Source organism: Aeromicrobium sp. Root344, from assembly GCF_001425755.1.
In the GTDB taxonomy this organism is placed as follows: domain Bacteria; phylum Actinomycetota; class Actinomycetes; order Propionibacteriales; family Nocardioidaceae; genus Aeromicrobium.
In genome coordinates this window covers 1945351-1968717 of record NZ_LMDH01000001.1, presented here as the reverse complement: position 1 = coordinate 1968717, position 23367 = coordinate 1945351, and the positions used below count along the sequence as shown (strand labels likewise).

Annotated in this window: 19 protein-coding genes; 4 read left to right on the top strand and 15 right to left on the bottom strand. The window is 69.4% G+C overall.

The genetic code is table 11. From position 1 onward, the window contains the following. Window position 1 precedes the first annotated feature (1 nt). The 3 genes from ASC61_RS09700 to ASC61_RS09690 all read right to left on the bottom strand — a co-directional run bounded on the left by ASC61_RS09700 (window position 2) and on the right by ASC61_RS09690 (window position 2903). Window positions 2-1645 (bottom strand): glycosyltransferase family 61 protein, encoded by a 1644-nt coding sequence (locus ASC61_RS09700; RefSeq protein WP_056211360.1) that lies wholly within the window; start codon window positions 1643-1645, stop codon window positions 2-4. A 148-nt stretch (window positions 1646-1793) separates the two neighbouring features. Further along, window positions 1794-2024, bottom strand: a complete 231-nt coding sequence (locus ASC61_RS09695) for a hypothetical protein (RefSeq protein WP_056211358.1) — start codon at window positions 2022-2024, stop codon at window positions 1794-1796. A gap of 36 nt (window positions 2025-2060) precedes the next feature. Then, window positions 2061-2903, bottom strand: coding sequence for an exonuclease domain-containing protein (locus tag ASC61_RS09690; protein WP_056211356.1), 843 nt, complete (start codon window positions 2901-2903; stop codon window positions 2061-2063). 88 nt (window positions 2904-2991) lie between these two features. Here ASC61_RS09690 and ASC61_RS09685 point away from each other — a divergent pair, with 88 nt between their 5' ends. Further along, on the top strand, window positions 2992-3858 hold the full coding sequence (locus ASC61_RS09685; RefSeq protein WP_056211353.1) for an SDR family oxidoreductase: 867 nt from the start codon (window positions 2992-2994) through the stop codon (window positions 3856-3858). Here the strand turns inward: ASC61_RS09685 and ASC61_RS09680 are convergent. From ASC61_RS09680 to ASC61_RS09630, 11 genes are all read right to left on the bottom strand, one after another. Continuing rightward, the gene (locus ASC61_RS09680; protein WP_056211351.1) at window positions 3827-4540 is read right to left on the bottom strand and encodes a gamma-glutamyl-gamma-aminobutyrate hydrolase family protein; all 714 of its coding nucleotides are present in this window, start codon (window positions 4538-4540) and stop codon (window positions 3827-3829) included. The two genes, ASC61_RS09685 and ASC61_RS09680, sit on opposite strands and share 32 nt — an antisense overlap. Before the next feature lie 2 nt (window positions 4541-4542). Beyond that, window positions 4543-5310, bottom strand: coding sequence for a 3-oxoacyl-ACP reductase (locus tag ASC61_RS09675; protein ID WP_056211349.1), 768 nt, complete (start codon window positions 5308-5310; stop codon window positions 4543-4545). Between the two features lie 9 nt (window positions 5311-5319). Then, window positions 5320-6681, bottom strand: a complete 1362-nt coding sequence (locus tag ASC61_RS09670) for an aldehyde dehydrogenase family protein (protein WP_082530567.1) — start codon at window positions 6679-6681, stop codon at window positions 5320-5322. 9 nt (window positions 6682-6690) lie between these two features. Further along, window positions 6691-8052, bottom strand: a complete 1362-nt coding sequence (locus tag ASC61_RS09665) for a glutamine synthetase family protein (protein WP_056211347.1) — start codon at window positions 8050-8052, stop codon at window positions 6691-6693. A gap of 28 nt (window positions 8053-8080) precedes the next feature. After that, entirely contained in the window at window positions 8081-8818 is a 738-nt protein-coding gene (locus tag ASC61_RS09660) for a FadR/GntR family transcriptional regulator (protein ID WP_056211345.1), read from the bottom strand. 63 nt (window positions 8819-8881) lie between these two features. Next, a complete protein-coding gene (locus tag ASC61_RS09655) occupies window positions 8882-11332 on the bottom strand; it encodes a GcvT family protein (protein WP_056211343.1) in 2451 nt (816 codons plus the stop codon). Further along, a complete protein-coding gene (locus ASC61_RS09650; protein WP_056211341.1) occupies window positions 11329-12228 on the bottom strand; it encodes a phosphotransferase in 900 nt (299 codons plus the stop codon). Before ASC61_RS09650 ends, ASC61_RS09655 begins: the two co-directional genes overlap by 4 nt. Before the next feature lie 128 nt (window positions 12229-12356). After that, window positions 12357-13172 (bottom strand): GntR family transcriptional regulator, encoded by an 816-nt coding sequence (locus ASC61_RS09645; protein ID WP_056211339.1) that lies wholly within the window; start codon window positions 13170-13172, stop codon window positions 12357-12359. A 16-nt stretch (window positions 13173-13188) separates the two neighbouring features. Next, the gene (locus tag ASC61_RS09640) at window positions 13189-14772 is read right to left on the bottom strand and encodes an amino acid permease (RefSeq protein ID WP_056211337.1); all 1584 of its coding nucleotides are present in this window, start codon (window positions 14770-14772) and stop codon (window positions 13189-13191) included. A 125-nt stretch (window positions 14773-14897) separates the two neighbouring features. Then, window positions 14898-15521 carry a hypothetical protein gene (locus ASC61_RS09635; RefSeq protein ID WP_056211335.1) on the bottom strand — a complete coding sequence of 208 codons (624 nt, stop codon included), beginning with the start codon at window positions 15519-15521 and terminating at the stop codon, window positions 14898-14900. A gap of 36 nt (window positions 15522-15557) precedes the next feature. Continuing rightward, a complete protein-coding gene (locus tag ASC61_RS09630; RefSeq protein WP_056211333.1) occupies window positions 15558-16700 on the bottom strand; it encodes a peptidoglycan-binding domain-containing protein in 1143 nt (380 codons plus the stop codon). 141 nt (window positions 16701-16841) lie between these two features. On the opposite strand from ASC61_RS09630, the gene ASC61_RS09625 reads away from it, so the two are divergent. After that, window positions 16842-17627, top strand: coding sequence for an exodeoxyribonuclease III (locus ASC61_RS09625; protein ID WP_056211331.1), 786 nt, complete (start codon window positions 16842-16844; stop codon window positions 17625-17627). 11 nt (window positions 17628-17638) lie between these two features. Then, window positions 17639-19750 carry a CDP-glycerol glycerophosphotransferase family protein gene (locus ASC61_RS09620; RefSeq protein ID WP_056211329.1) on the top strand — a complete coding sequence of 704 codons (2112 nt, stop codon included), beginning with the start codon at window positions 17639-17641 and terminating at the stop codon, window positions 19748-19750. Between the two features lie 3 nt (window positions 19751-19753). Here ASC61_RS09620 and ASC61_RS09615 read toward each other — a convergent pair whose 3' ends face one another. Next, on the bottom strand, window positions 19754-21874 hold the full coding sequence (locus ASC61_RS09615; RefSeq protein ID WP_056211327.1) for an acyltransferase family protein: 2121 nt from the start codon (window positions 21872-21874) through the stop codon (window positions 19754-19756). A 230-nt stretch (window positions 21875-22104) separates the two neighbouring features. On the opposite strand from ASC61_RS09615, the gene ASC61_RS09610 reads away from it, so the two are divergent. Then, the gene (locus ASC61_RS09610; RefSeq protein ID WP_056211324.1) at window positions 22105-23364 is read left to right on the top strand and encodes a nucleotide sugar dehydrogenase; all 1260 of its coding nucleotides are present in this window, start codon (window positions 22105-22107) and stop codon (window positions 23362-23364) included. Window positions 23365-23367: the final 3 nt, after the last annotated feature.

The window sequence follows — 23367 nt, the reverse complement described above, 5'->3', positions numbered from 1 at the left end:
CCTAGGCGAGAGCCTTGACGAGCTCGGCACGGTGCTCGTCGAGGTTGAAGGTGAAGTCGGAGCGGTAGGCATCCACGGTGAAGCCGCCTTCCGGTTGGTCGACGAGCGGCGGAGCCCAGAAGTAGTGGATCTCGTGGCCCGCCGCCGAGGCGAAGAGGTACTCGTTGGCGGCGACGTAGCCGCGGCTGGAGAGCACGACGATCCGCGCCTCGGGGTTGAGCATCATGTTGAACAGGGCGCTGCCGGCGAACCCCGCGATGACCTTCGCGGCCCGGAAGACATGGGCCTGCTCGGCGTACGAGAAGTCCTCCGGATAGATCACGGTGTAGCCCTGCTCGACCATGAACGCCTCGACCTCAGGCGTGTTGGTGCACCAGCGCTGGGTGCGGGTGCGCCGGGACAGGAAGATCTTCGCTGCCCGGTCCTGCGGCGCTGGATCCGCGTCGAGGCCCGCGTACAGCGCCTCCCACGTGTCGCCGAGGTCGCGGTCGGCATAGTGCGGGTTCTCGAGCTGCGGCATCGCGGCCACCAGGGAGTCGACCTCGACGGCCTCGTCCTGCGTCACCCAGAGGATGTCGTCGAGGGGGACGCCGAGGGCGCCGAGGATGTCGGCCTTCCACACCGGGAGGGACGGCTTGCCGGGCTGGTGCGTCATGACGACCCGGAGACCGGGGTTGCGCTCGCGGGCGATCCGCCAGCCCCAGTGCTTCGAGAGGGTCTCGGTCGTCAGATGTCCGTAGTGCGTCGGGAACGCCGAGTCGAACGAGAAGAACTCGCCGGCCTCATGGCGTACGTTCGCCTGCTGCATCCGGTCCTCGAGCCGGCCGAACCACGCCGTCGCCGGGATGATGCGCTTGTGGAACAGGCGGCCGCCCTGCCAGTGGCGGAACGTGTCGGGCAGCACGAGATTGCCCTTGGTGGCGACTTCGCGGAGGTGGCAGACGGCGTCGTCATAACGGCGCAGCGACAGCGCGGGCACGGAGATCCTCGACGGCTTCTCGCGGGACGGCGGCTCGCCGTGCATGTGGAGCGTCGCGCGCGACTCGTACTCGTACGCCTCGCGGTGCGCGATGACCTCGCCCCAGTCGGCGCCGAACTGGTCGCTGAGCGCGTCCTCGACGGCGTCGTGGCGGAGGGTGATGTGGTGGGTGCCGCGCTTGCGTACGACGCCGAGGCCTCGTGTGGCGTCGTGGACGTCGATCGAATCGGCGAGCTCCTGGCGCCGGCGGCCGGCGGCCTGGCCCTCGCCGTCGCGTGGCTCTGCCGAGCTGCGTACGTCTGCGGTCCACGCCGGGGTGACTCCGGCAGCCACGTAGGCGGCTCCGGCGGGCAGGGCGAAGACCGTCTGGCGGAGCAGGTTGCCCCGGTTGCCGGAGAGCGTCGCGTCGAGGATCGCCGCGGGGCGGGGCATGGAGCGGAGCGCGGTGAGGGCGGCGTCGATCGAGCCGTCGACCTGGATCGTGCGGACCTCGACGCCGAGTCTGTCGATGAGGCGCTCGACGAGCTCGGGATCGGGTTCGTCGAGGTAGACGACGATGGAGCCCTGAGTGGCGGCGAGGGCGTCCGCTAGGGCGTCGAGGTTCGCGAGGGCGCGCGTCAGACGACGACGCCGGACGACGCGAGCGAGCCTGCTCCTCAAGGTCACGCCCGAAGTCTAGGGTCGGCGCCTTGCCGACGGAGCGACACGGACGCGTCGGCGGTGACCTGGTCGCCCGTCACCGTGCCCGAAGGGCGACTGACCCACCGCCAGCCAGCAGGACCCAGCGGTGACTGCGGGTTTCGAGCCGACTCAGCTACCAGCCGAGGACTTCTCCGGCGTCGACGTCGCCGTGCTCGTTCTGGATCGCGTCGGCGAGCTTCTCGACCTCGTCGGGCTCGACCTCGACGCCCACCTCGTCGAATCCCTTGCGAAGCTCTTCGGCGACCGTGCCTTCGGTCGCGCCGTCCTGCCATGAGGAGACGCGGTCGACGACCAGCTGGACGGCCTCGAGATCGGGGTTGTCTGGCGTGTCTGTCTCAGTCATGTGCGGGGATGTACCCAACGATGCCGCACGTACGCGTCAGGCGATGCGCACGTTGCTGAGGTCCGGCGCTGACAGGGGCCAGCCGGCGGGATCGTCGAGGGCCCGACCGACCCGGCGAGCGTAGTGGTTCCAGTCCTCGGCCCGACCGGCGAACCAGATGACCTGCCGGAGCATCAGGCTCTCGAGGTCGCCGGCCGCGACCGTCGGATGACGGCGGCCGATCTCATAGGCGATCTCACGAGCGGCTCGCGCGTCTGCGGTCGCGTCGTGAGCATTGTCGAGCGCGACGCCGTAATAGGCAGCCACGTCAGTGAGGCGGCGCGGGCCGAGACCGCCGCGCTCGATGCCCCAGTCGATGACGTAGGGATCGACGACGAACAGCCGCTCCCAGTCGGGCTGCGCCAGGCCCCAGCGCGCCGCCTCGGCCCGCAGCATCGTGAGGTCGTAGGCGGCATTGAACACGACGAGTCCCACGCCACGCTCGATCAGGTCCTGCACCCAGGCGATCACCTCGGCCAGCGCGTCCACGGGGGCCGGCGCGCCGGCAAGTGCCTCGGCGGTGAGTCCATGGACCGCGGCGGACTCCGGGGGGATGGGCACGCCCGGGTTGATGAGGCCGGAGAAGTCGTGACCGCGATCGTCGAGCAGGGCGTAGCTCAGCACCCGGTCGGTCAGCGGATCGACGCCGGTCGTCTCGAAGTCGAGCGACGCCAGCGGCGTGAGGTGCCAGCCCGGGTGCTCGCCCCGCGGAGGCGGGGCCGGCGAGCACGCCACGCAGATCGTGCGCCAGTCGCCGGGCAGGCCGATGAGCTGTCCGGCCGCGATCTCCACGGTCACGTCGCACTCGGCACACCGTCCGGCGTACTTGTTGGCTCTCATGTGGATCACGGTAGGTGCCGGGGCGGACAACGGGACTTCGCGACACGAAAGCGGTACGATCGTCCCACTTAATCCGGGAGAGGTTGCGATGCCCAGGACGTCCTTCGACGGCAAGACCGTCGTCATCACCGGTGCCGGCAGCGGCATCGGCCGCGCCGCCGCCCTCAAGGCTGCCGACAAGGGCGCGCGCCTGCTCCTCACCGACGTGAACGCCGAGGGCCTCGACGAGACGGCCGCCATGGTCACGAACGGCGGCGGAACGGTCGTGCACCACGAGCCGTTCGACATCGCCGACGCGGACGCCGTCGCCGCATTCGCGCACCGGTCGCTCAGTGCGGCTGGGGCAGTCGACATCGTCATGAACGTCGCCGGCATCTCGACGTGGGGCCGCATCCAGGACCTCGACACGCTGCACTGGCGCGACTGCGTCGAGATCGACCTGATGGGACCGATCCACGTCATGTCGGCCTTCGTGCCGGCCATGATCGAGGCCGGCAACGGCGGCCACGTCGTCAACGTCTCGTCCGCCGCCGGCCTCTTCGGACTGCCGGTCCACGCGCCCTACAGCGCCGCGAAGTTCGGCCTCCGCGGGGTCAGCGAGGTGCTGCGGTTCGACCTCGAGCAGTACGGCATCAACGTCACCCTCGTCTGCCCCGGCGCCGTCGACACGCCTCTCGTCAGGACGGTCAACATCGTCGGCATCGATCGCGACAACCCGGTCATCCGGAAGAACATCGGCCGTTTCCAGAAGCACGCGGTCAGCCCCGAGAGCGCCGCCGCCTCGATGATCCGCGGGGTGGAGAAGGGCAAGTACCTCGTCTTCACGTCCACCGACATCCGCGCCGGCTGGTACGCCCAGAGGTACGCGCCGTGGATCTACAACACGATCATGCGCCAGCTCAACCGCCGGTTCTCCGCGATCCTCAAGAAGGCGCAGGCGACGCAGGACGCCTAGCGGCGTCCACCAAGGCCCGGAACAGCCCGGCGTCCTCGAGGCGCTCGGGGTGCCACTGCACGGCGAGCCAGAACGGCCGCGACGGGTCCTCCATCGCCTCGAGCACGCCGTCGGCCGCATGCGCCGAGGCGACGAAGCCGGGGTGCTCGCGCACGGCCTGGTGGTGGTGGCAGTGCACCGACCCCTTGTCGCCCACCGCGCGACCCAGCAACGTACCCGGCACGACGTCGACGTCGATCACGCCGAACTCGTCGCCTCCAGGCGAGTGCTCCTCGTGGCCGGCGGTCTCCGGCACGTGCTGGTCGAGCGTTCCGCCGGCATGGACGGCCATGACCTGCATGCCGCGGCAGATGCCGAGCACCGGCAGGCCCGCGACCGCCGCGGCGTCGAGCATCGCGAGCTCCCAGTCGTCGCGGTCCTCGCGCCAGCCGACCGTACGCTCGTGGGGTTCCGCGTCGTAGCGGGACGGCTCGACGTCCGCACCACCCGCGATGATCAGCCCGTCGATGCGCGCCGCCACCGACGCAGCCCCCTCGGGGTCACCCGGCGGCAGCAGCACCGCGACTCCCCCTGCGGCCTCGATCGACCGCGAGTAGACGGCGTGCAGCACGTCCGCCTGCTCGTGCCAGATGCCCCACCGCGACTGCTCGCGGTAGGTCGTGACTCCGATCAGCGGCCGCATGCTCACACCGGAGTGACGTACGCCCCGGAGATGCCGCCGTCCACGAGGAACGTCGACGCGGTCATGAAGCTCGACTCGTCAGAGGCGAGGAACAGCACGGCGTTGGCCATCTCCTCGGGCTCGGCGAACCGGCCCAGCGGCACGTGTACCAGACGGCGCTCGGCGCGCTCGGGGTCGCTGGCGAACAGCTCGCGCAGCAGCGGGGTGTTGACCGGGCCGGGGCACAGGGCATTGACGCGTACGCCCTCGCGCGCGAACTGCACGCCCAGCTCGCGCGACATCGACAGCACGCCACCCTTGGAGGCCGAGTAGGAGATCTGCGACGTCGCGGCGCCCATCACGGCGACAAACGACGCGGTGTTGATGATCGAGCCCTTGCCCTGCTCGAGCATGTAGGGCAGCGCTGCCTTGCAGCACAGGTAGACGCTCGTCAGGTTGACGTCCTGCACGCGCTTCCACGCCTCGAGGTCGGTGTCGAGGATCGAGTCGTCGTCCGGCGGCGAGATGCCGGCGTTGTTGAACGCGATGTCGACCGAGCCGTAGGTGTCCTTGGCGGTCTTGAACAGCGCGTCGACCTGGTCCTTGTCGGTGACGTCGACGTGCACGTAGGTCCCGCCGACCTCCTCCGCGATGCCGGGCCCCTTGGCGTCGTCGACGTCGCCGATGACGACGTTGGCGCCCTCCTCGGCGAAGCGGCGTACGGTCGCCAGGCCGATGCCCGAGCAGCCGCCCGTCACGACGGCGGTCCGGCCTGCGATGCGTCCTGTCATGCTGTGTTCCTATTCGTTGGAGATGAAGATGTTCTTGACGTCGGTGAAGGAGTGTGGGGCGTCGGGTCCGAGCTCGCGGCCGATGCCGGACTGCTTGAAGCCGCCGAACGGCGTCCAGTAGCGCACCGAGGAGTGCGAGTTGACGCTCAGCGCGCCGGACTCGACGGCGCGCGAGACGCGCAGCGCCCGGCCGACGTCGCGCGTGAAGATCGAGCCGGACAGCCCGAACTCGGTGTCGTTGGCGAGCTGCACGGCCTCGGCCTCGTCGTCGAACGGCATCACCGCGACGACCGGGCCGAACACCTCTTCGCGCCAGATCCGCTGCTGCGGGTCGTCCGCCAGCACGACGGTCGGCGCGAACCAGTAGCCCGCACCCTGCGGCGCCGAGCCGGCGAACGCCACGTCGACCTCGTCGACGAAGCCCTTGACCGTGGCCTGCTGGCCGGCCGAGATCAGCGGCCCCATCTCGCTCGTACGGTCTGACGGGTCGAGCACCTTGATGCCCTTGACCGCCGGTTCCAGCAGCGAGACGAACTCGTCGTACGCCGACCGCTCCACCAGGATCCGTGAGCGCGCGCAGCAGTCCTGCCCGGCGTTGTCGAACACCGCCGACGGCGCCGACGCGGCGGCCTTGGCGAGGTCAGCGTCCGCGAACACGATGTTGGCGCTCTTGCCGCCGAGCTCCAGCGTCACGCGCTTCACCTGGTCGGCGCAGCCCGCCATGATCTTCTTGCCGACCTGCGTCGACCCCGTGAAGCACACCTTGCGTACGGCCGGGTGGGTCACGAACCGTTCGCCGACGACCGAGCCCTTGCCCGGGACCACCGTGAAGACACCCTCGGGCAACCCGGCCTCGAGACCCAGCTCACCGAGCCGGATCGCGGTGAGTGGCGTCAGCTCCGCCGGCTTGAGCACGACGGTGTTGCCCGCCGCCAGTGCCGGCGCGAAGCCCCAGCCGGCGATCGGCATCGGGAAGTTCCACGGAACGATGATCCCGACGACGCCGAGTGGCTCGTGGAACGTCACGTCGATGCCACCGGCGACCGGGATCTGGTGCCCGGTCAGCCGTTCGGGCGCCGCCGAGTAGTAGTTGAGGACGTCGCGGACGTTGCCGGCCTCCCAGGTCGCGTTGCCCCAGGTGTGCCCCGAGTTGCGGACCTCGAGCTCGGCGAGCTCCTCGACGTGCTCGTCGACGAGCTGTGCGAACCGGCGCAGCAGCCGGGCCTTCTCGCCGGGCGCGACGTCGCGCCAGCCCGGGAACGCCTCGGCGGCCCGCGCGATCGCGGCGTCGGTCGCCGCGAGGTCAGCCATCTCGACCTCGACGACCGCTTGCTCCGTCGCCGGGTTCACGACGGTGTACGTGTTGCTCAATGCAGTTCCTTACATTCTCTCGAAGCCGCGGCGCAGCTCCCAGTCGGTCACGGCGGCGTCGAACGCGGCGAGCTCGACGTCGGCCATGTTGGTGTAGTGGTCCACGACCTCGTCGCCGAACACCTCGCGGGCGATCGCCGAGCCGTGCCAGGCCTCCCGGGCCTCGCGCAGCGTCGTCGGCACCTTGGGCTTGTCGGACGCGTACGCGTTGCCGGTCTGCTCGGGCTCGAGCTCCAGCTCGTGGTCGATGCCGTACAGCCCACCGGCGACCATGGCCGCGAGGGCGAGATAGGGGTTGGTGTCGCCGCCCGGCACCCGGTTCTCCAGCCGCGCCGACGGGCCCTTGCCGACCAGGCGTACGGCGCAGGTCCGGTTGTCCAGGCCCCACGCGATCGTCGTCGGCGCGAACGAGCCGCCGGCGAACCGCTTGTAGGAGTTGATGTTGGGCGCATAGAGCAACGTGAAGTCCCGCATCGTCGCGAGGATGCCGGCGATGAACCGGTCGTACGTCGGCGTGCGCGCGTCGCCGTCCCAGAACGCGATCCCGCCGTCAGTGTTCCGCAGCGAGAGGTGGATGTGGCAGGAGTTGCCCTCTCGCTCGTTGTACTTCGCCATGAACGTCAGCGCCTTGCCGTGCGCCGAGGCGATCTCCTTGGCGGCGGTCTTGTAGACCGCGTGGTTGTCGGCGGTCACGAGCGCCTCGTCGTAGAGGAAGCCGATCTCGTGCTGGCCGAAGTTGCACTCACCCTTGGCGCCCTCGACGTTCATCCCCGCGGCGTACATCGTGTTGCGGATGTCCCGCAGCAACGGCTCGACCCGCGTCGTCCCGACGATCGAGTAGTCGATGTTGTACTGGTTGGCCGGGGTGAGGTCCTGGTAGCCGCTCGACCACGCTGCCTCGTACGTCGTGTCGAACAGGATGAACTCGAGCTCGGTGCCGGCCAGCGCCGTGAACCCCGCGTCGGCGGCCTTGGCCAGCTGCGCCTTGAGGATCGTGCGGGGCGACTGGACGACCGGCTGGTGGTCGAGCCACACGAGGTCGCACTGGATCATCACCGTGGCCGGCAGGTGCGTGAGCAGCCGGATCGTGTCGAAGTCGAGGGCGAACTCCATGTCGCCGTAGCCCTTGTCCCACGACGACATCTCGTAGCCGTCGACCGTGTTCATGTCGACGTCGACGCTCAGCAGGTAGTTGCAGCCCTCGGTCCCCGCCTCGACGACGAAGTCGAGGAAGTACTGCCCGTGCAGCCGCTTGCCCTGGAGCCGGCCCTGCATGTCGGTGAACGCGACGATGACGGTGTCGATGTCGCCCTCCTCGATCTGCACGCGCAGCTGCTCGAGGCTCAGCAGGTGGGGGTGTCGCTGGGTCATCGACTCGTACCTCTCATCTTGGGCAGGTTCACATGAGCCCCCGGAGCAGGGCCGCCGTGTCGTCGCAGTGACTCTCCATGACCCGCCGCGCCTTGGTGGCGTCGCCGGCGAGGATGGCTTCCACGATCGCGGCGTGCTGCTGACGCGAGTGGTCGATGTTGCGGTCGAGCACAGGGATGGCGCCGAGCATCTCGTGCAGCCTGACCTGGACGTTCGTCACGGCGTCGATCAGCAGCGGCGACTCGCTCAGCGAGGCGATCGCGAGGTGGAACTGGGCGTCGGCCTGGCGGTGCACGGCCTTGCCCGCGGCCGAGCTGACCCGCTCGAGGGACGCCTGCAGCAGCTCGACCTGCGACGCGCTCAACGTACGGGTGGCCGCCGCGTGCGCGGCTCCCGGTTCGACGATGCGCCGGAACTCGAGCGCGTCGAGCAGCTCGTCGCGCGGCCGCTCGAGCTTGGTCGAGGCGCCGGGCTCCTCGGGGTGGAACTCGACCACGCTGCCGCCGCCACGGCCGCGCCGGGTCGTCAGCAGGCCGGCGTCCCGCAGGGCGCCGATCGCCTCGCGCAGCGTCGACCGCGACACGCCCATGCGCTCGGCGAGCTCCCGCTCGGGCGGCAGCGTGCTGCCGTCCGGATAGATGCCCAGGCGGATCGACGTCGCGAGCATCTCGACGCACGACTCGAACGCGTGGTGTGCGCGCAGCGGGCGGAGCACGGCGGCCGCGAGGTCGTCCTGCGCGTCCACGACGTCGTCGGTCTCCGCCATGCCGCCTCCCGTCGCCACCTTAAGGTCTGATATCGAACCTTATCGGCACGGCCAAGCGTATGTCTACGGCCTCAGCTTTTCGCCTGAAGGATCGAACAAGGGCTTGAGGCTGACCGTGACGGGCACGCGCCGACCGCCGACGTCGAGCTCGTAGTCGCCGGCCCGTACGTACGCGGCATCGGCCGTTGCGCCCTCGGGCGCCTGCACCCAGGCGAGGCCGACGCCGGTGCCGAGGGTCGCGCCCCATGCGCCGGAGGTGGCCTGACCTGCGGCGACGCCATCGCGTACGAGCAGCTCCCCGCCCCAGACCATGACGTCCGGGTCCTCGAGGGTGAACGAGACGAGGCGACGCGACGGTCCGGCGGCCTTGGCCTTCTCGACGGCGGCCCGGCCGAGGAAGTCGATGTCGGTGCCGAGCTTGCAGGTGAAGCTCAGACCCGCCTCGACCGGATCGACCTCGGGCGTGAGCTCCCGCCCGTACGCGCGATAGCCCTTCTCCAGGCGCATCGACTCGATCGCGTAGTAGCCGGCGTCGACCAGCCCGAGCTCGCGGCCGGCCTCCTTCAGGGCGTCGTAGAGCTGCAGGGCGTCGGACGTACGGACGTACAGCTCCCAGCCGAGCTCTCCGACGTACGTGATCCGGGTGGCCCGCACCGTGAGCCCGGCGAGCTGGCTCTCGCGACTGGCTCCGAACGGGAACGCATCCTCGCCGAGGTCGGACTCAGTGAGCCCGGTCAGCAGCTCGCGCGACCGCGGGCCCATGAGGCCGAGCACCGCGAGCCTGTCGGTCACGTCGTCGATCTGGGCGTCGAGACCGGCCGGGATGTTGCGCCGGATCCAGTCCTGGTCGCGCTCGGTCGTCGCCGAGCTCGCGACGAGGAAGAACTCGTCGTCGAGGACGCGGGTCACCGTGAGGTCTGACTCGTAGCCGCCGCGCTCGTTGAGCAGGGCGGTGTAGACCGTCTGGCCGGGCGCCACCGCGACGTCGTTGCTGCAGATCCACTGCAAGGCGGCCTCGGCGTCGGCGCCGTGGACGACGTACTTGGAGAACGAGGACTGGTCGAAGATCGCGACGGCCCCGCGGCATGCCTGTTGCTCGGCCGCCGACCACGGCAGCCAGTTCTGCTTGCCCCAGGCGTACTGGATCGCGGGATCGACCGCGGGCGGGGCGAAGAAGTTGGCGCGCTCCCAGCCCATCTTGCTGCCGAAGCCGGCGTTGGCGGCGGCGAGGCGCTCGTAGACCGGCGAGGTCCGCAAGGGGCGCGCGGTGTCGTACTCGCGGTTGGGCCACGGCACGGCGTAGTGCAGGCCCAGCACTTCCGTGACCCGGGCGCGCAGGTAGTCCTTGTCGTTCTGGAACGGCGCGAACCGGCGGATGTCGACCGCCAGCAGGTCGACGGTCGGTTCGCCCTCGAGGATCCACTCGGCGAGGGCTCGCCCGGCGCCACCGGCCGAGGCGATGCCGACGGAGTTGAAGCCGGCGCCGACGAAGAACCCACGGACCGAAGGCGCCTCGCCGAGGATGAACTGGTTGTCGGGCGTGAAACTCTCGGGCCCGTTGTAGAACTTGCGGATGCCGGTGTCGTGCAGCACGGGTATGCGCTCCAGCGCGCTGTCCATCAGGATCTGGAAGTGGTCCCAGTCCTCGTCGAGCAGCTGGAACTCGAACGGGTAGGGGATCTGGTCGGGTGCGACCCACGGCTTGGCCTCGGGCTCGAAGCCGCCGACGACGAGGCCGCCCACCTCTTCCTTGAAGTACGTGTAGCCGTCGGGGTCGCGCAGGATCGGCAGGTCCGGGCGGACCCCGTCGATCTGGTCCGTCACGACGTAGAAGTGCTCGGCGGAGTGCAGCGGCACCGTGACGCCGATCTGTGCCGCGAGGTGGTGCGCCCATTGCCCGGCGCAGTTGACGACGATGTCGGCCTCGATGTCGCCCTGATCCGTGCGCACGCCGGTGATTGCACGGCCGTCGACCAGGATCTCGGTCACGCGTAGGTGCTCGACGACCGTCGCGCCGCGCTGGCGGGCGCCTCGCGCGAGCGCCTGGGTCAGGTCGGTGGGGTTGGCGGTGCCGTCGCCGGGCAGCCAGATGCCGCCCACGAGGTCCCCGGTCTCGAGCAGCGGGTATCGCTCGCCGGCCTGCTCGGGCGTGAGCAGCTCGCACTCCAGGTCGTACGCCGCAGCGGTGGCGACCGTGCGCCGGAGCTGCTCCATGCGGTCCTCGGTGCGAGCCACCGTGACGCCGCCGCACCGCTTGAAGCCCGAGCTCAGGCCGACCTCGGCCTCGAGCTGCTCGTAGAGCGAGGCGCTGTACTGCACCAGCGTCGTGCCGGCCTGGGTCGCGCGCAGCTGGCCGACCAGCCCGGCCGCGTGCCACGTCGTGCCCGACGACAGCTCGCCCTGCTCGAGCAGCACGACGTCGCGCTCGCCGGACTTGGTCAGGTGGTAGGCGACGCTCGTGCCGACGACGCCACCGCCGATGATGACGATGCGCGCCCTGCTCGGCAGTGTCATGCGCCTGCCGCCTCGAGCCAGGCGTCGAACTGCGGGCTGCGGAAGTCGGCGACCGCCTTGTCGAACCGCTCCTGGCCCCAGCCGTGGAAGTCGAAGTCGTCGTCGCTGGTCGCGGCCTGGATGAAGCCCCACAACGACCAGCCGTAGCGGGACACCGTCGCCTGCAGCCGGGCTCGCGCGACCAGCCCCGGGTCCTCGCGCCCGGCGTACGCCGTGACGAGCTCGACGAGGTGGTCGTCGTCGAGCTCGCACTCCGTCCACGAGTTGCCGAGCTCGAAGTAGGCGTCGTTGTTGCCGGCGTAGTCGTAGTCGATCAGCCAGATGCGCTCGCCGTCGTCGACGATGTTGCCGGCGAGCAGGTCGTTGTTGCACGGCACTGTCGGCATCGGACGTGAGCCGAGCGCACCCTGGATGCGCAGGAAGTCCGCTCCGTACGAGACGTAGTCGTCGGGGATCGCGAAGCCCCGCGTGACACACGTACGCAGGTAGGTCGGCTGGCGGACGAACATGTCGAAGTCGGTCGAGAAGCGGGGGCCGGAGTGCAGCATCCTGATCGCGGCGGCGACGCGTGGGATCGTCTCGGGCGTGCGGAGGTCGGCGTTGACGTAGCTGCGGCCGCCCACGTAGCCGATGACGAGCACGCCGAGGTCGGGGCGGTAGTCCACGAACGGCGCTCCGGCACCGGAAGCCTCGGCCGCCTTGGTGTTGTAGGACTCGGCCTCGCGGTCGATCCCGAGCAGCGTGTTGTCGCTGCGCGCGAGACGTACGACGTACTCACCCGTCGGCGTCGTGACCTTGAGGTTCTGGTTGGTCAGTCCGCCCGAGAGCTCCTCGACGGTCCGCGGGGATCCCGAGAGCACCGGCACCTGGTCCAGCACCGCCTCGATGTCCACCATCCTCGAACCCTACCTGCGCCCCAACCAAAAGGTCTAGACGATGGGCCCGTGTCCGGTGCGGCGGTGGATTCTCCACCATATGGCAGCTCATTCGGTGGAGAATCCACCGCTCAGGGGTGAACCCAGGGCTAGGTGGGTTCGATGACGAGCTCGGGGGACGTGCCGGGATCGATGCCGGTGTGCAGGCTGATCCGGGTGCGGTCGGGGCGATAGCGGTCGCGGGCGAACTCGACCGGCACCCCCGCCACGGTGGAGGCCTTGCGGGTGACGAGCATCAGGGCCGAGCCGGGCTCGACCTCGAGCAGCTGCGCGTGCTCCGGCGACGAGATCTCGGGCTCGAGCCACTCCTTGGCGCTGTGCGGCGCCAGGTTGTAGTGCTGGCGCATCAGGCCGTACAGCGATCCGGTGAGGCCGCGGTCGAGGAACCCTGGGAACAGGTGCGCCGGGAGATAGGTCTCCTCGAGGGCCAGAGGCACCCGACGCGCCGAGCGGACGCGGACGACCTCGATGACGTCGCGCTGGCGACCGAGCTCGAGCGCCGTCGCGACCTCCGAGGATGCCGTGACGATCCCGGCCCGCACGATCCGGGCCCCAGCGCGTACGTTGGCCCGCCGCATCAGCTCGGTGAAGCCAGGCAGCCCGCTGAGGTCGACCTCGATGCGCGGCTCGCGGACGAAGTTGCCGCCGGCGCGACCGCGCCGGCGCTCGATGTAGCCGCGGGCCTCGAGCGAGCCGAGGGCCTGCCGCAACGTCATCCGGCTCACCCCCAGGCCGGCGGCGAGCTCCTCTTCGGGCGGGAGCTTGTCGTCGGCGCGCACCTTGCCGGACCCGATGCGACCGAGGAGCCAGGACGCGATGCGGGCGTGTGAGGGACCGTCGTCCGCCGTGGCCGAGAGATCGGGCTTGTCGCCCAGCGCCTCGTCATCGACATGCAACGTCCTCACACGCCCGACCGTATCCTCAGTCGCTGAACGCCTCGATCACTGCCTCGTCGATCGTGTGCTTCGGACCCGTGAACCACTTCTTGGCCGAGACCTGCCACCAGACCGCGACGGCGAGGATCGTGCCGCCGGCCAGCAGCGGCGCGTAGTTGACGAACTTCCACGCGAAGTTCTCGTTGCCGGGCCACCCCGCGGGATACAGCGGGAGGATGAAGTAGATGCAGATGATGGCGATCTCCGCCACCGCGACCAGGTTCATCCACTTGTACTTCTTGCCGTTGTGCCAGCTGCCGGGCTTGAACCCGTCGCCCAGCTTCCAGCGCAGGTAGATCGGGATGGCGAACGCCAGGTAGAGCCCGATCACGGCCACCGACACGACCGCGTAGAACGCCGTCGGCAGGATGATGGGTGCCTCCTTGGTGCCGAAGTTGACCTCGATCAGCGCCGGGAGCGTGATCAGGCCGGCGATCACCGCGACGAACATGACGGCGTTGGCCGGCACCTTCTTGGCGTTGACCTTCGACCACAGGCCCGAACCGGGGATCGCGCCGTCGCGGCTGAACGCGAACGTCATGCGCGAGGCGCTGGTGAGGCAGGCGACGGTGCAGAACAGCTGCCCGAACGCGGAGATGGCGATCACGATCGTGTGCCACGACTCGCCGAGTGCCTGGCCGAGGATGACGTCGGACCCGTAGAGGCCGTTGTTGACCCCGTCCGTGACTGCGTTCTGGTCCTTGACGGCGAACAGCAGGGCGAGGAGCAGGATCCAGCCGCCGATCGCCGAGTACGCGATGGATCGCCAGATGCCCTTGGCGGCGCCCTCCGAAGCCGCCTGCGTCTCTTCGGAGAGGTGGGCGGAGGCGTCGAACCCGGTGATCGTGTACTGCGTCAGCAGGAAGCCGAGCGGCAGCACGAGGAACCAGAACATCGTGCCGTTGCTGGCGCCGCCGTCATAGCCGGAGTTGTTGATGCGCTCGGTGAACACCCAGCCGACGCTCTGGTGATGATCCGGGACGATGACCAGGACCGCGATGATCAAGGCCGCACCGGCGACGTGCCACCAGACGGAGATGTTGTTGACGACCGCCAGCAGATGACTCGAGAAGATGTTGGCCAGCGCGGCGACGAACAAGATGATCACGAACTCGATGAACACCCGCTTGAGGCTGTAGTCCGCGGCCCAGCTGTCGCTCAGCAGGCTGATGAAGATGTCCACGAAGTTGGCACAGCCGTACGCGACCGAGGCCGTGACGGCGATCAGGCCGATCAGGTTGAGCCAGCCGGTGAAGAACCCTGCCGCCGGCCCGCCCAGCTTGGACGCCCACCAGTAGATCCCGCCCGACGTCGGATAGGCCGAGACGAGCTCGGACATCGTGAAGCCGATGATCAAGATGAAGAGCGAGATGACCGGCCAGCCCCAGGAGATGGCGATCGGGCCACCGTTGCTCCAGGCCTGGCCGAACGTCGTGAAGCAACCCGCGAGGATCGAGATGATCGAGAACGAGATCGCGAAGTTGGAGAAGCTGGACCAGCTGCGGTTCAGCTCCTGCTTGTAGCCAAGACTCGCGAGATGCTTCTCGTCGTCGGTGAGTTGATCTGCCATGTGGTGCACCCAACTTTCAGTGAAGTTGGTGCATGCTAGCGCGGCAAAGAGGTATGAATCTAGACCTTTGATGCATACGATCCAAGGAGTTCACACGACGGAAATCGAACGCGACTTTGCCGAGCTCAACTCGATTCGTCGTCGCGCGTGTGATCGGCTTGAGCGCGCTTGAGCTCGTCCCGCTCGCCACGGAGGCGCTTGACCTCCTTCTTGCGATGGCGCATCTGCATGCTCGTGCCGGTGACGATCAGCGCCAGCACCGCGCCGGCGATCACGCCGCTGAGGGTGCCCGCGCGAAAGCCCGGCGCCTCGACGTCGAAGATGCGCTCCCCCGCGTGGGCCGCCTTGCTGTTGCCGGCGACGACGGAGAGGGTCAACCAGTTGGGCGCCGCCAGCAGCAGCGCGACGACCGCGACGACGATGCGCCAGGTCCAGCTGAAGAAGCGGCGGCGGATCTGGAAGAGCAGCAGGAGCGGGACGAACGTGAACACGAACCCGTAGAACAGCCCCCACAGCGTGCCCTTGGTGAGGCTGTCGCCGACCTGGTCGCCGACGCGGTGCGCCCACCAGCGCGGGAAGAACGCTGCGGAGACCCGGAAGCCGACGTACGCCACGACGAGCAGGACGATCGCCAGGACGATCCGCTTGACCCACGCACCGGGGGCGATGTCGGGCTGGTCCCGGATCTTGCGCTCGAGCGCGTCGTCCTCGTGGGGCTCGTTGGTCGCGGCCGACTCGTCCTGGGTCATGGCCACATCATGGCAGGACGGAGGTTCCGCCGCCCGTCATCCGAGGGCGTCCGCCATGGCTCGCCACTCCTCGGCGCGGACGATCCCGTCCTGGGTCAGCCCCGCCGACGCCTGCAGCCGCTTGACCGCGGCGAGGGTCGCGGTGCTGAAGTAGCCGTTGCGGTCGGCGGCCGGCATCCCGAGCGCGGTCTGCAGGAACAGCGCCGCCCGGCCGACATAGCCCCGCGAGATCGTGCTTGCGGAGTAGGTCGCGACACCGTAGTCGACAGCCTCGCGCTGCGAATAGCCGGTGACCGCGTTGGTCGTGACGCTCGACGGGCTCAGCGAGGCCCAGGTCGGCTGGTCCAGCGCAGCCGTGTAGGGGATGTCGTGAGCCCGCTGGTACGCGTTGACGGCCTTCCAGGTGGCCAGGTCGAACTTCCCGGTCCTGGCGACCCCGAGCAGACCTTGCGCCTTGGTGACGGCGGCCCCGGTGTGCCCATAGGCCCGGTCCGCCAGCGACGTCTTCTTGAGCAGCGATGCGGTTCGCGGGCACGCCCCGGTTCGCGGCGTGCTGGTCCGCGCGCCGTACGTGCCGGCGAACCGTACGCATGGGCCCAGGTCGATCGTGCCGACCTCGCCGGTCCAGAACGACGTGTTGCCCCGAGCCCCGTTCCAGCTGAACGAGATGTGCACGTGGTCGGTGTGGCCCGAGCTCGTCCGCCAGCCGTCCGCGGCACGATAGATCGCCCAGATCTTCTTGTCGTAGATGATGTACATGATGCCGAGGCGCCGGGCGTTGCGGCCGTTGTTGGCCGTGGCCCAGCCGATGAAGTTCGCCGCCGCCGTGCGCTCGCTGGTGTCGCCGACGTCGACCATCCAGTCCCACGCCCGGCCCTCGCTGTGCTCCGAGACGCCCTCGGTGCAGACGTGGCTGATCGCGCCGGCACCACCCTCGCCGTACGTCTTGAGGACCAGCGCCCGCAGCTTGACGACGCCCGGCATGTCGACCGGGCTGCACGACACCTGGGGCAGGTAGGGCGATGCGGGATCGACGCCGGCCGGCAGCGTCACCGGCGCCGGCAGGCCCTTGGGGCTGGACGGGAGGGTGATCGGCGGATCCCCGGCTGCGGCCGGCGACGCCAGCACCGCGACCCCCATGACGAGCGGCACGCATGCCAGCACGAATCGGCGCCACATACGCGCCCCCTTCCCCGAGACAACTCCTCAATCATGCGTCTCACCGGTCCCGGCTGTCACTCGAACCCCGGAATCCCGCGGGCCCGCATCGTTCGCGGTCGTCGTTTCGACCCGCGCCGGACGACCGAGTAGGTTCGTGGTGTGCGTATCGCGACCTGGAACGTCAACTCCATCCGCAGCCGCATCGACCGGGTCACCGGTTGGCTCGAGCGCAACGACGTCGACGTGCTCGCCATCCAGGAGACCAAGTGCCGCGAGGATCAGTTCCCCGGGCTCGAGCTGTCGGCGATGGGCTACGACTACGCCCACTTCGGGCTCAACCAGTGGAACGGCGTCGCGCTGATCTCGCGCGTCGGCCTCGAGGACATCGCGACCTCGTTCGCCGACGACCAGCCGATGTTCGGTGACCCCGAGATCGTCGAGGCGCGGTCGATCGGCGCGACCTGCGGCGGTGTACGCGTGTGGAGCTTCTACGTGCCCAACGGCCGTACGCTCGACGACCCGCACTACGTCTACAAGCTCGCGTGGCTCGAGCGGCTGCGGCTCGCCTCGATCGAGTGGCTCGCCGAGAACCCCCAGGGCGAGATCGCCCTGACGGGCGACTGGAACGTCGCACCGCAGGACGAGGACGTCTGGGACATGTCGGTCTTCGAGGGCCACACCCACGTGTCGAAGCCCGAGCGCGAGGCGTTCCAGGCGATCCTCGACGCCGGCTACGCCGATGTCGTACGCCCGCACACCCCCGGCGAGTTCACCTACTGGGACTACCAGCAGCTCGCGTTCCCCAAGAAGCGCGGCCTGCGCATCGACTTCATCCTCGCCTCGGAGGCCTTGGCGTCCCGCGTCGACCGCGCCTGGATCGACCGCGAGGAGCGCAAGGGCAAGGGCGCCAGCGACCACGCACCCGTCGTCATCGAGATCAGCTGAGACTGCACCACATGACCGACTCCGCAGGCACCCGCGCCGAGCTGGCCGCGACCCCCGAGGACCTCCGGCTCGTCCTCGTCGCGCCCTCCCCCGACGCCGCCCGTGCCGCCTCGACCGCGCACGATCCGACCACCGAGCCGTGGCCCACCGTCGTCGACGCCGCCGCCGACGACGAGGCGACCGAGGTCGACGCGATCCGCCGCGCCCTCGACGAGACGAACACGCGACTGGTCGGATTCTCCGGCCGCATCCTGAGCGGCAAGAGCATGACACCCCGCCTCAGGAACGGCACCAAGCTCGCCGAGCGCTGCGGCCTCGCGGATGCGCCGTTCCCGCTGCCGGTGCTGACCGGCTGGACCGACCTGCGGGTCCTCGAGGTCTACACGGGCTGGGCCCGTGAGCGGCACGCCGACGCGCTCGCCACCCTGCAGCCCGCCCTCGACGCCTACCTGCAGCTCCTGCCCTATCGCAGCTTCGCGGCGAGCCTCGACGGCATCGACATCAGGGACGACGGCACGCTCCTGCTCACCGGGACGTGTCGGCGCGGAGCCAGCGAGGGTCCGACGCCACCACCCGAGGCCGTCACGTTGATCATGGCCGACCTCGACGGCAACACCCTGCTCAGCGTCCCCACGACTCCACAGCTCCGGGTCGACGCCGGCGTACGTCGTTGGACGGGTTTCACCGCGGTCGTCCCCGTCGACCAGCTCCCGCTCGGCCGCACCAAGCTCCTCGTCGAGGCCGAGGGCCCGGCCGGTTTCGACCCGCCGCGCAAGCGGGTCACCGCGTCGATCGGCCTGTCGGCTGCCTCCCGCCCGTTGACGGTCGGGGGCCGTCGCCTGCAGCCGGTGCCGGTCGCCTCGGGCGCCGCCCATCTGCTCGAGCTGGTCACCCGCCAGGCCGGCGGCCTGGTCGCCCGCCTCGGCTGGTCCCGGACGATGGCGATGCACGACCTCAAGGCAGCGGTCCGCCGCCAACCGTTCGCCTGGGTACGCCTGGCGCGCTTCCTGACGCGCCCGTTCTTCCGCACGCCGATCTGGCTCGTCGGCGAACGCGCCGACACGGCCCGCGACAACGGCTACCACCTGTTCAGCCATCTGCGGCGCGAGCGCCACGACATCAGGTCCTACTACGTGATCGACCGCGACTGCGAGCAGCGTGACCGCGTGGCCGGATTCGGCCACGTCGTCGCCCACTCCTCGTGGCGGCACCGGCTGCTCATGCTGCACGCCGAGGTGCTCGCCAACGCATACTCGATCAAGCACATGGTGCCTCGCCAGTGGGACGGCAGCACCTACATGCGCCAGTTCGCGTGGCGGGTCGGCGCCTATCGGGCCTACCTCAACCACGGGGTCGACGTGGACACCAACGCTTTGCGGCGCCGGGTCGGCGGCTACGACACCTACACGACGACGATGGCCCGCGAGGCCGCGGCCGCCCGCGCCACCTCGGGCTACGACCAGCAGGTCGTGCAGGCCGGACTGGCCCGCTACGACGCGCTGGTCCCGACGCCGGAGAGCCGCACGATCCTGTTCATGCCGACCTGGCGGCAATACCTCGTCGCCAAGCTCTTCAGCACGAGCGACGAGGGCAGCCGCCTGTTCGAGGGCTCGACCTACCAGCAGTTCATCCTCGGCTTCCTCACCAGCGAGCGACTGGCCGCAGTGCTCGAGCGCCACGACTACCGGCTGCGGTTCATGCCGCACTACAACCTGCGCAACGAGCTCGCGGACGTACCGGTCGGCAGTGAACGCATCACGGTGCTGGGCGGCGCGTCGGCCGACATCCAGCAGGTCATGCTCGAAGCGGACCTGTTCGTCACCGACCACTCGTCGGTGCACTTCGACATCGCCTATCTCGGCACCCCGCTGATCTACTCGCACTTCGACAACGCCGAGTACCGCGCGTTCCACGCCACGCCGTCGTGGTTCGACCACGAGCGCGACGGCTTCGGGCCCGTCGTCGACGACCTCGAGTCGACGATCGATGCGATCGAGGCCTACCTCGAGGCCGGCTGCCGCAGGGAAGCCGTCTACGAGCAGCGAGCCGCCGAGGCATTCACCTACCGCGACCGGGACAACGCCCGCCGCAACGTCGCGGCGATCGAGGCACTGCGCCCCTAGGGCTCAGCCCTTGCCGAACCGGCCGTCGGTCGCCTTGGCGAGCGCCGCCGCGAGCTGTGGCTCGGCACTGTCGACGAACGTCCGGGTGAGGTGCGTGCCCTGGCGATAGACCAGGACGTTGCCGATCACGGGAGCGCAGCGGTCGACGTCGGGGCAGATGACGTTCGACATGTCGATGACCTTGACGGCCGGCACCTCGGCGGCTGCCTTGAGCTGTGCCGCCGCACCCGAGCGACGCTCGCCGTCGGACTTGTCGAACGCGCAGGCGCTCAGGTCGTCCTCGTGCTGGGCGACGCACTCGTAGACGCCCTCGGTCTTGGGCTCCGGGTTGTCCAGCAGCACCGCCATGGGGATGCCGGCGTCGGTGATGGTCCGCCAGTAGCTCGCCATGCCCTTGACCATCGCGGCCTGGTCGAGGTCGTCCTGCCCGGTCTTGCCCTCCGGCAGCGCCGTGCCCTTGCGGTGCGAGGCGATGACCAGGTCGGGGTGCAGGTCGAGGATGTCCTTGAGCGCCTGTTGACCCCACTGGCGGCAGTCGGTCCAGACCTTCTGGCGGTTGCCCGTGCGCAGGCTCGCGTCGGTGAACGGGCACGCCGACTTGGTGATCTGGACGAGCTTCCAGCCCTCGCGCTTGCCCAGGTCTGACAGGGCGGTCTCCCACTGCACGATCTTGGAGTCGCCCACGATCACGACGACGCGGTCCGACGACGTGTCGCCGAACTCGCAGAGCTTCGGCTTCGGGTCACCGGGCGCGACCTGACACCCGGGCTGCTTGTCGTACAGCGGCGGCCGGTCCTTGGGCGCGTTGACGGGCAGCGGGCGCATCGCATCGAGCGACGTGATGTCGGACCACACGACCCCTCGGTTGGCCGGGTCGAGCAGTGCCGCCGCGCCGGGGCTGTCCTTGACGGACGCCTCCTTGAGGTGGCTGCTCAGGCCGACCGAGGCGTTCAGCAGCAGTCCTGTGCACACGCCGAGCGCAGTCAGGGTCGTGCCCATCGCCAGCGCCCGGCCCGTGGGCTTGAAGAACGTGCCGAAGCGGACCGGGTTCTCGATGTAGCGGTGGCACAGCCAGGCCGGGATGATCGACAGGATCATCAGCAGCATGGTCCAGCGGACGCGCAGGTCGGGGTATTCCGCCTGGGCCGCGACGAGGATCGGCCAGTGCCACAGGTAGATCGAGTACGACAGGCCGCCGATCCACACCATCGGCGCGAGGCTCAGCATCCGTTGCGGCGACCCGGGGGTGCGGGTGAGGCCACTCGCGATCATCAGCGCCGCGCCGACCGTCGGCACGAGGGTGTTGGCGCCGGGCCAGGTCGTGTTGCCGTCGAAGAACAGCACGGCGTACGCGATGAGGGCGATGCCGAGCCATCCGCCGACGGCCAGCAGGACGGACGGGAGCCGGGAGACCCGCGCCGCCGACAACGCCAGCAAGGCGCCGAGGCCCAGCTCCCAGACCCGCGTCGTCGAGACGAAGTAGGCCGTCGCCGGGCTGCTCTCGGTCTGCATGACCGACCAGACGAACGACGCGACGGTGATCCCGCCCAGGGCGACGAACGCACCCAGCTTCCAGCGCCTGGCCGCGATGACGCCGATCGCAAGCATCAGGAGCGGCCAGACGAGGTAGAACTGCTCCTCGACCGCGAGCGACCAGTAGTGCTGCACCGGCGACTGCCCGATGTCCTCGGCGAGGTAGTCGACCCCTCGCGACGCGAGCCGCCAGTTGACGACGTAGAGCGCCGCCGCCTTGATGTCACCGCCGAAGTCCGCGCGCTGCGTGATCGGCAGGTAGACGTAGGTGACGATGGCCGAGAACAGCAGCACCGTGGCCGAGGCCGGCAGCAGACGTTTCATGCGCCGCGCCCAGAAGCTGGCGATCCGCACACGTCCGGTCCGCGACACCTCACGGGCGAGCAGGCCGGTGATCAGGAAGCCCGAGAGGACGAAGAACACGTCGACGCCGACAAAGCCCCCGGCGAACCACGACACCCCGGCATGCCCCACCAGGACCGAGCCGACGGCGATCGTCCGCATGCCCTCGATGTCGAGGCGGAGCGTACGGCCGTGATCGGGCTTGGTGAGCGTCGAGTCGCCGGAGTGGTGCTGGGCGACGACGGGCATGCGCAACGATCCAATCTCGATCTCGAGGGCGGGGGCGCCGGCCGCGTGAGGCGCTGCGACACCGGGAAAACAACCGCGGTCAGGCTACCGGATGCGGCGCAACCGCCCCGCCGCCGCGTGCGTGGGCCGTGACCGTCCTCACGACCCGGGCGACGGCCGCGAGTTTCCAGCTGGTCGGGCACCTGAGGTAATCTTCGCAGGCACGACGCACCCCATCTGAAGGAACTCCGTTGTCCATCGACATGGCAATCATCGGCCTCGGCTACGTCGGCCTCCCGCTCGCTCAGCAAGCCTCCCGTTCGGGACTCAGTGTCGTCGGCTTCGACGTCAACAGCGCGATGGTCGACTCGCTCAACAGCGGCACGAGCCACATCGATGACCTCACCGACGCCGACATCGCCGAGATGATCTCGCTCGGCTTCACCGCCACGACCGACGAGGCCGTCCTGGCCGACGCCGACGCGATCGTCATCTGCGTACCGACCCCGCTGTCGGTCGAGGGCGAGCCCGACCTCGGCGCCGTCATCGCCGCGACGACCACGATCTCGCGCCAGCTGCGCAAGCAGCACCTCGTCGTGCTCGAGTCCACGACCTACCCCGGCACGACGGACGAGGTCGTCCGCCCGATCCTGGAGAAGGCCGGCCTCGAGGCCGGGACCGACTTCCACCTCGCCTTCAGCCCCGAGCGCGTCGATCCCGGCAACCCGACCTACGGCATCGCCAACACCCCCAAGGTCGTCGGCGGCCACACGCCCGAGTCGACCAAGGTCGCCACGGAGTTCTACGGCCGCTTCATCGAGACCGTCGTGCCGTCCAAGGGCACCCGCGAGGCCGAGATGACCAAGCTGCTGGAGAACACCTACCGGCACATCAACATCGCGCTGGTCAACGAGATGGCGCAGTTCTGCCACGAGATGGACATCGACCTGTGGGAGGTCATCCGCAACGCGGCGACCAAGCCGTTCGGCTTCCAGGCGTTCTTCCCCGGACCCGGCGTCGGCGGCCACTGCATCCCGATCGACCCCAACTATCTGTCCTACAAGGTCCGCTCGACCCTCGGCCGGCCGTTCCAGTTCGTCGAGCTCGCGCAGTCGATCAACCTGCAGATGCCGGCGTACGTCGTGGAGCGCGTCACGGACCTGCTCAACGACGAGGGCAAGGCCCTGCGCGGGTCGACGATCCTGCTGCTCGGCGTGACCTACAAGCCCAACATCGCCGACCAGCGCGAGTCCCCCGCGACCCCGCTGGCGCAGCTGCTGCTCGACAAGGGCGCGAACCTCGTGTTCCACGACCCGCACGTGCAGGAGTGGACGCCGAATGGTGTCGCCGTCCAGCGCGCCGACGACCTCGACGACGCGCTGGCGACCGCCGACGTGTCGGTGCTGCTGCAGAACCACAAGGACTACGACCTCGCGGCCATCGCCTCGGTCGCCCGGTGCCTGTTCGACACCAAGGGCGCGACGGACGACCCCAAGGTCACCCGGCTCTGAGCC

What these genes read in the sequence shown, in the direction of transcription:
- ASC61_RS09660 (WP_056211345.1), bottom strand. Translation starts at nt 8,818, where the DNA reads ATGGCGGAGACCGACGACGTCGTGGACGCGCAGGACGACCTCGCGGCC.
- ASC61_RS09695 (WP_056211358.1), bottom strand. Translation starts at nt 2,024, where the DNA reads ATGACTGAGACAGACACGCCAGACAACCCCGATCTCGAGGCCGTCCAG.
- ASC61_RS09620 (WP_056211329.1), top strand. Translation starts at nt 17,639, where the DNA reads ATGACCGACTCCGCAGGCACCCGCGCCGAGCTGGCCGCGACCCCCGAG.
- ASC61_RS09665 (WP_056211347.1), bottom strand. Translation starts at nt 8,052, where the DNA reads ATGACCCAGCGACACCCCCACCTGCTGAGCCTCGAGCAGCTGCGCGTG.
- ASC61_RS09635 (WP_056211335.1), bottom strand. Translation starts at nt 15,521, where the DNA reads ATGACCCAGGACGAGTCGGCCGCGACCAACGAGCCCCACGAGGACGAC.
- ASC61_RS09655 (WP_056211343.1), bottom strand. Translation starts at nt 11,332, where the DNA reads ATGACACTGCCGAGCAGGGCGCGCATCGTCATCATCGGCGGTGGCGTC.
- ASC61_RS09685 (WP_056211353.1), top strand. Translation starts at nt 2,992, where the DNA reads ATGCCCAGGACGTCCTTCGACGGCAAGACCGTCGTCATCACCGGTGCC.
- ASC61_RS09650 (WP_056211341.1), bottom strand. Translation starts at nt 12,228, where the DNA reads ATGGTGGACATCGAGGCGGTGCTGGACCAGGTGCCGGTGCTCTCGGGA.
- ASC61_RS09680 (WP_056211351.1), bottom strand. Translation starts at nt 4,540, where the DNA reads ATGCGGCCGCTGATCGGAGTCACGACCTACCGCGAGCAGTCGCGGTGG.
- ASC61_RS09675 (WP_056211349.1), bottom strand. Translation starts at nt 5,310, where the DNA reads ATGACAGGACGCATCGCAGGCCGGACCGCCGTCGTGACGGGCGGCTGC.
- ASC61_RS09640 (WP_056211337.1), bottom strand. Translation starts at nt 14,772, where the DNA reads ATGGCAGATCAACTCACCGACGACGAGAAGCATCTCGCGAGTCTTGGC.
- ASC61_RS09690 (WP_056211356.1), bottom strand. Translation starts at nt 2,903, where the DNA reads ATGAGAGCCAACAAGTACGCCGGACGGTGTGCCGAGTGCGACGTGACC.
- ASC61_RS09630 (WP_056211333.1), bottom strand. Translation starts at nt 16,700, where the DNA reads ATGTGGCGCCGATTCGTGCTGGCATGCGTGCCGCTCGTCATGGGGGTC.
- ASC61_RS09615 (WP_056211327.1), bottom strand. Translation starts at nt 21,874, where the DNA reads ATGCCCGTCGTCGCCCAGCACCACTCCGGCGACTCGACGCTCACCAAG.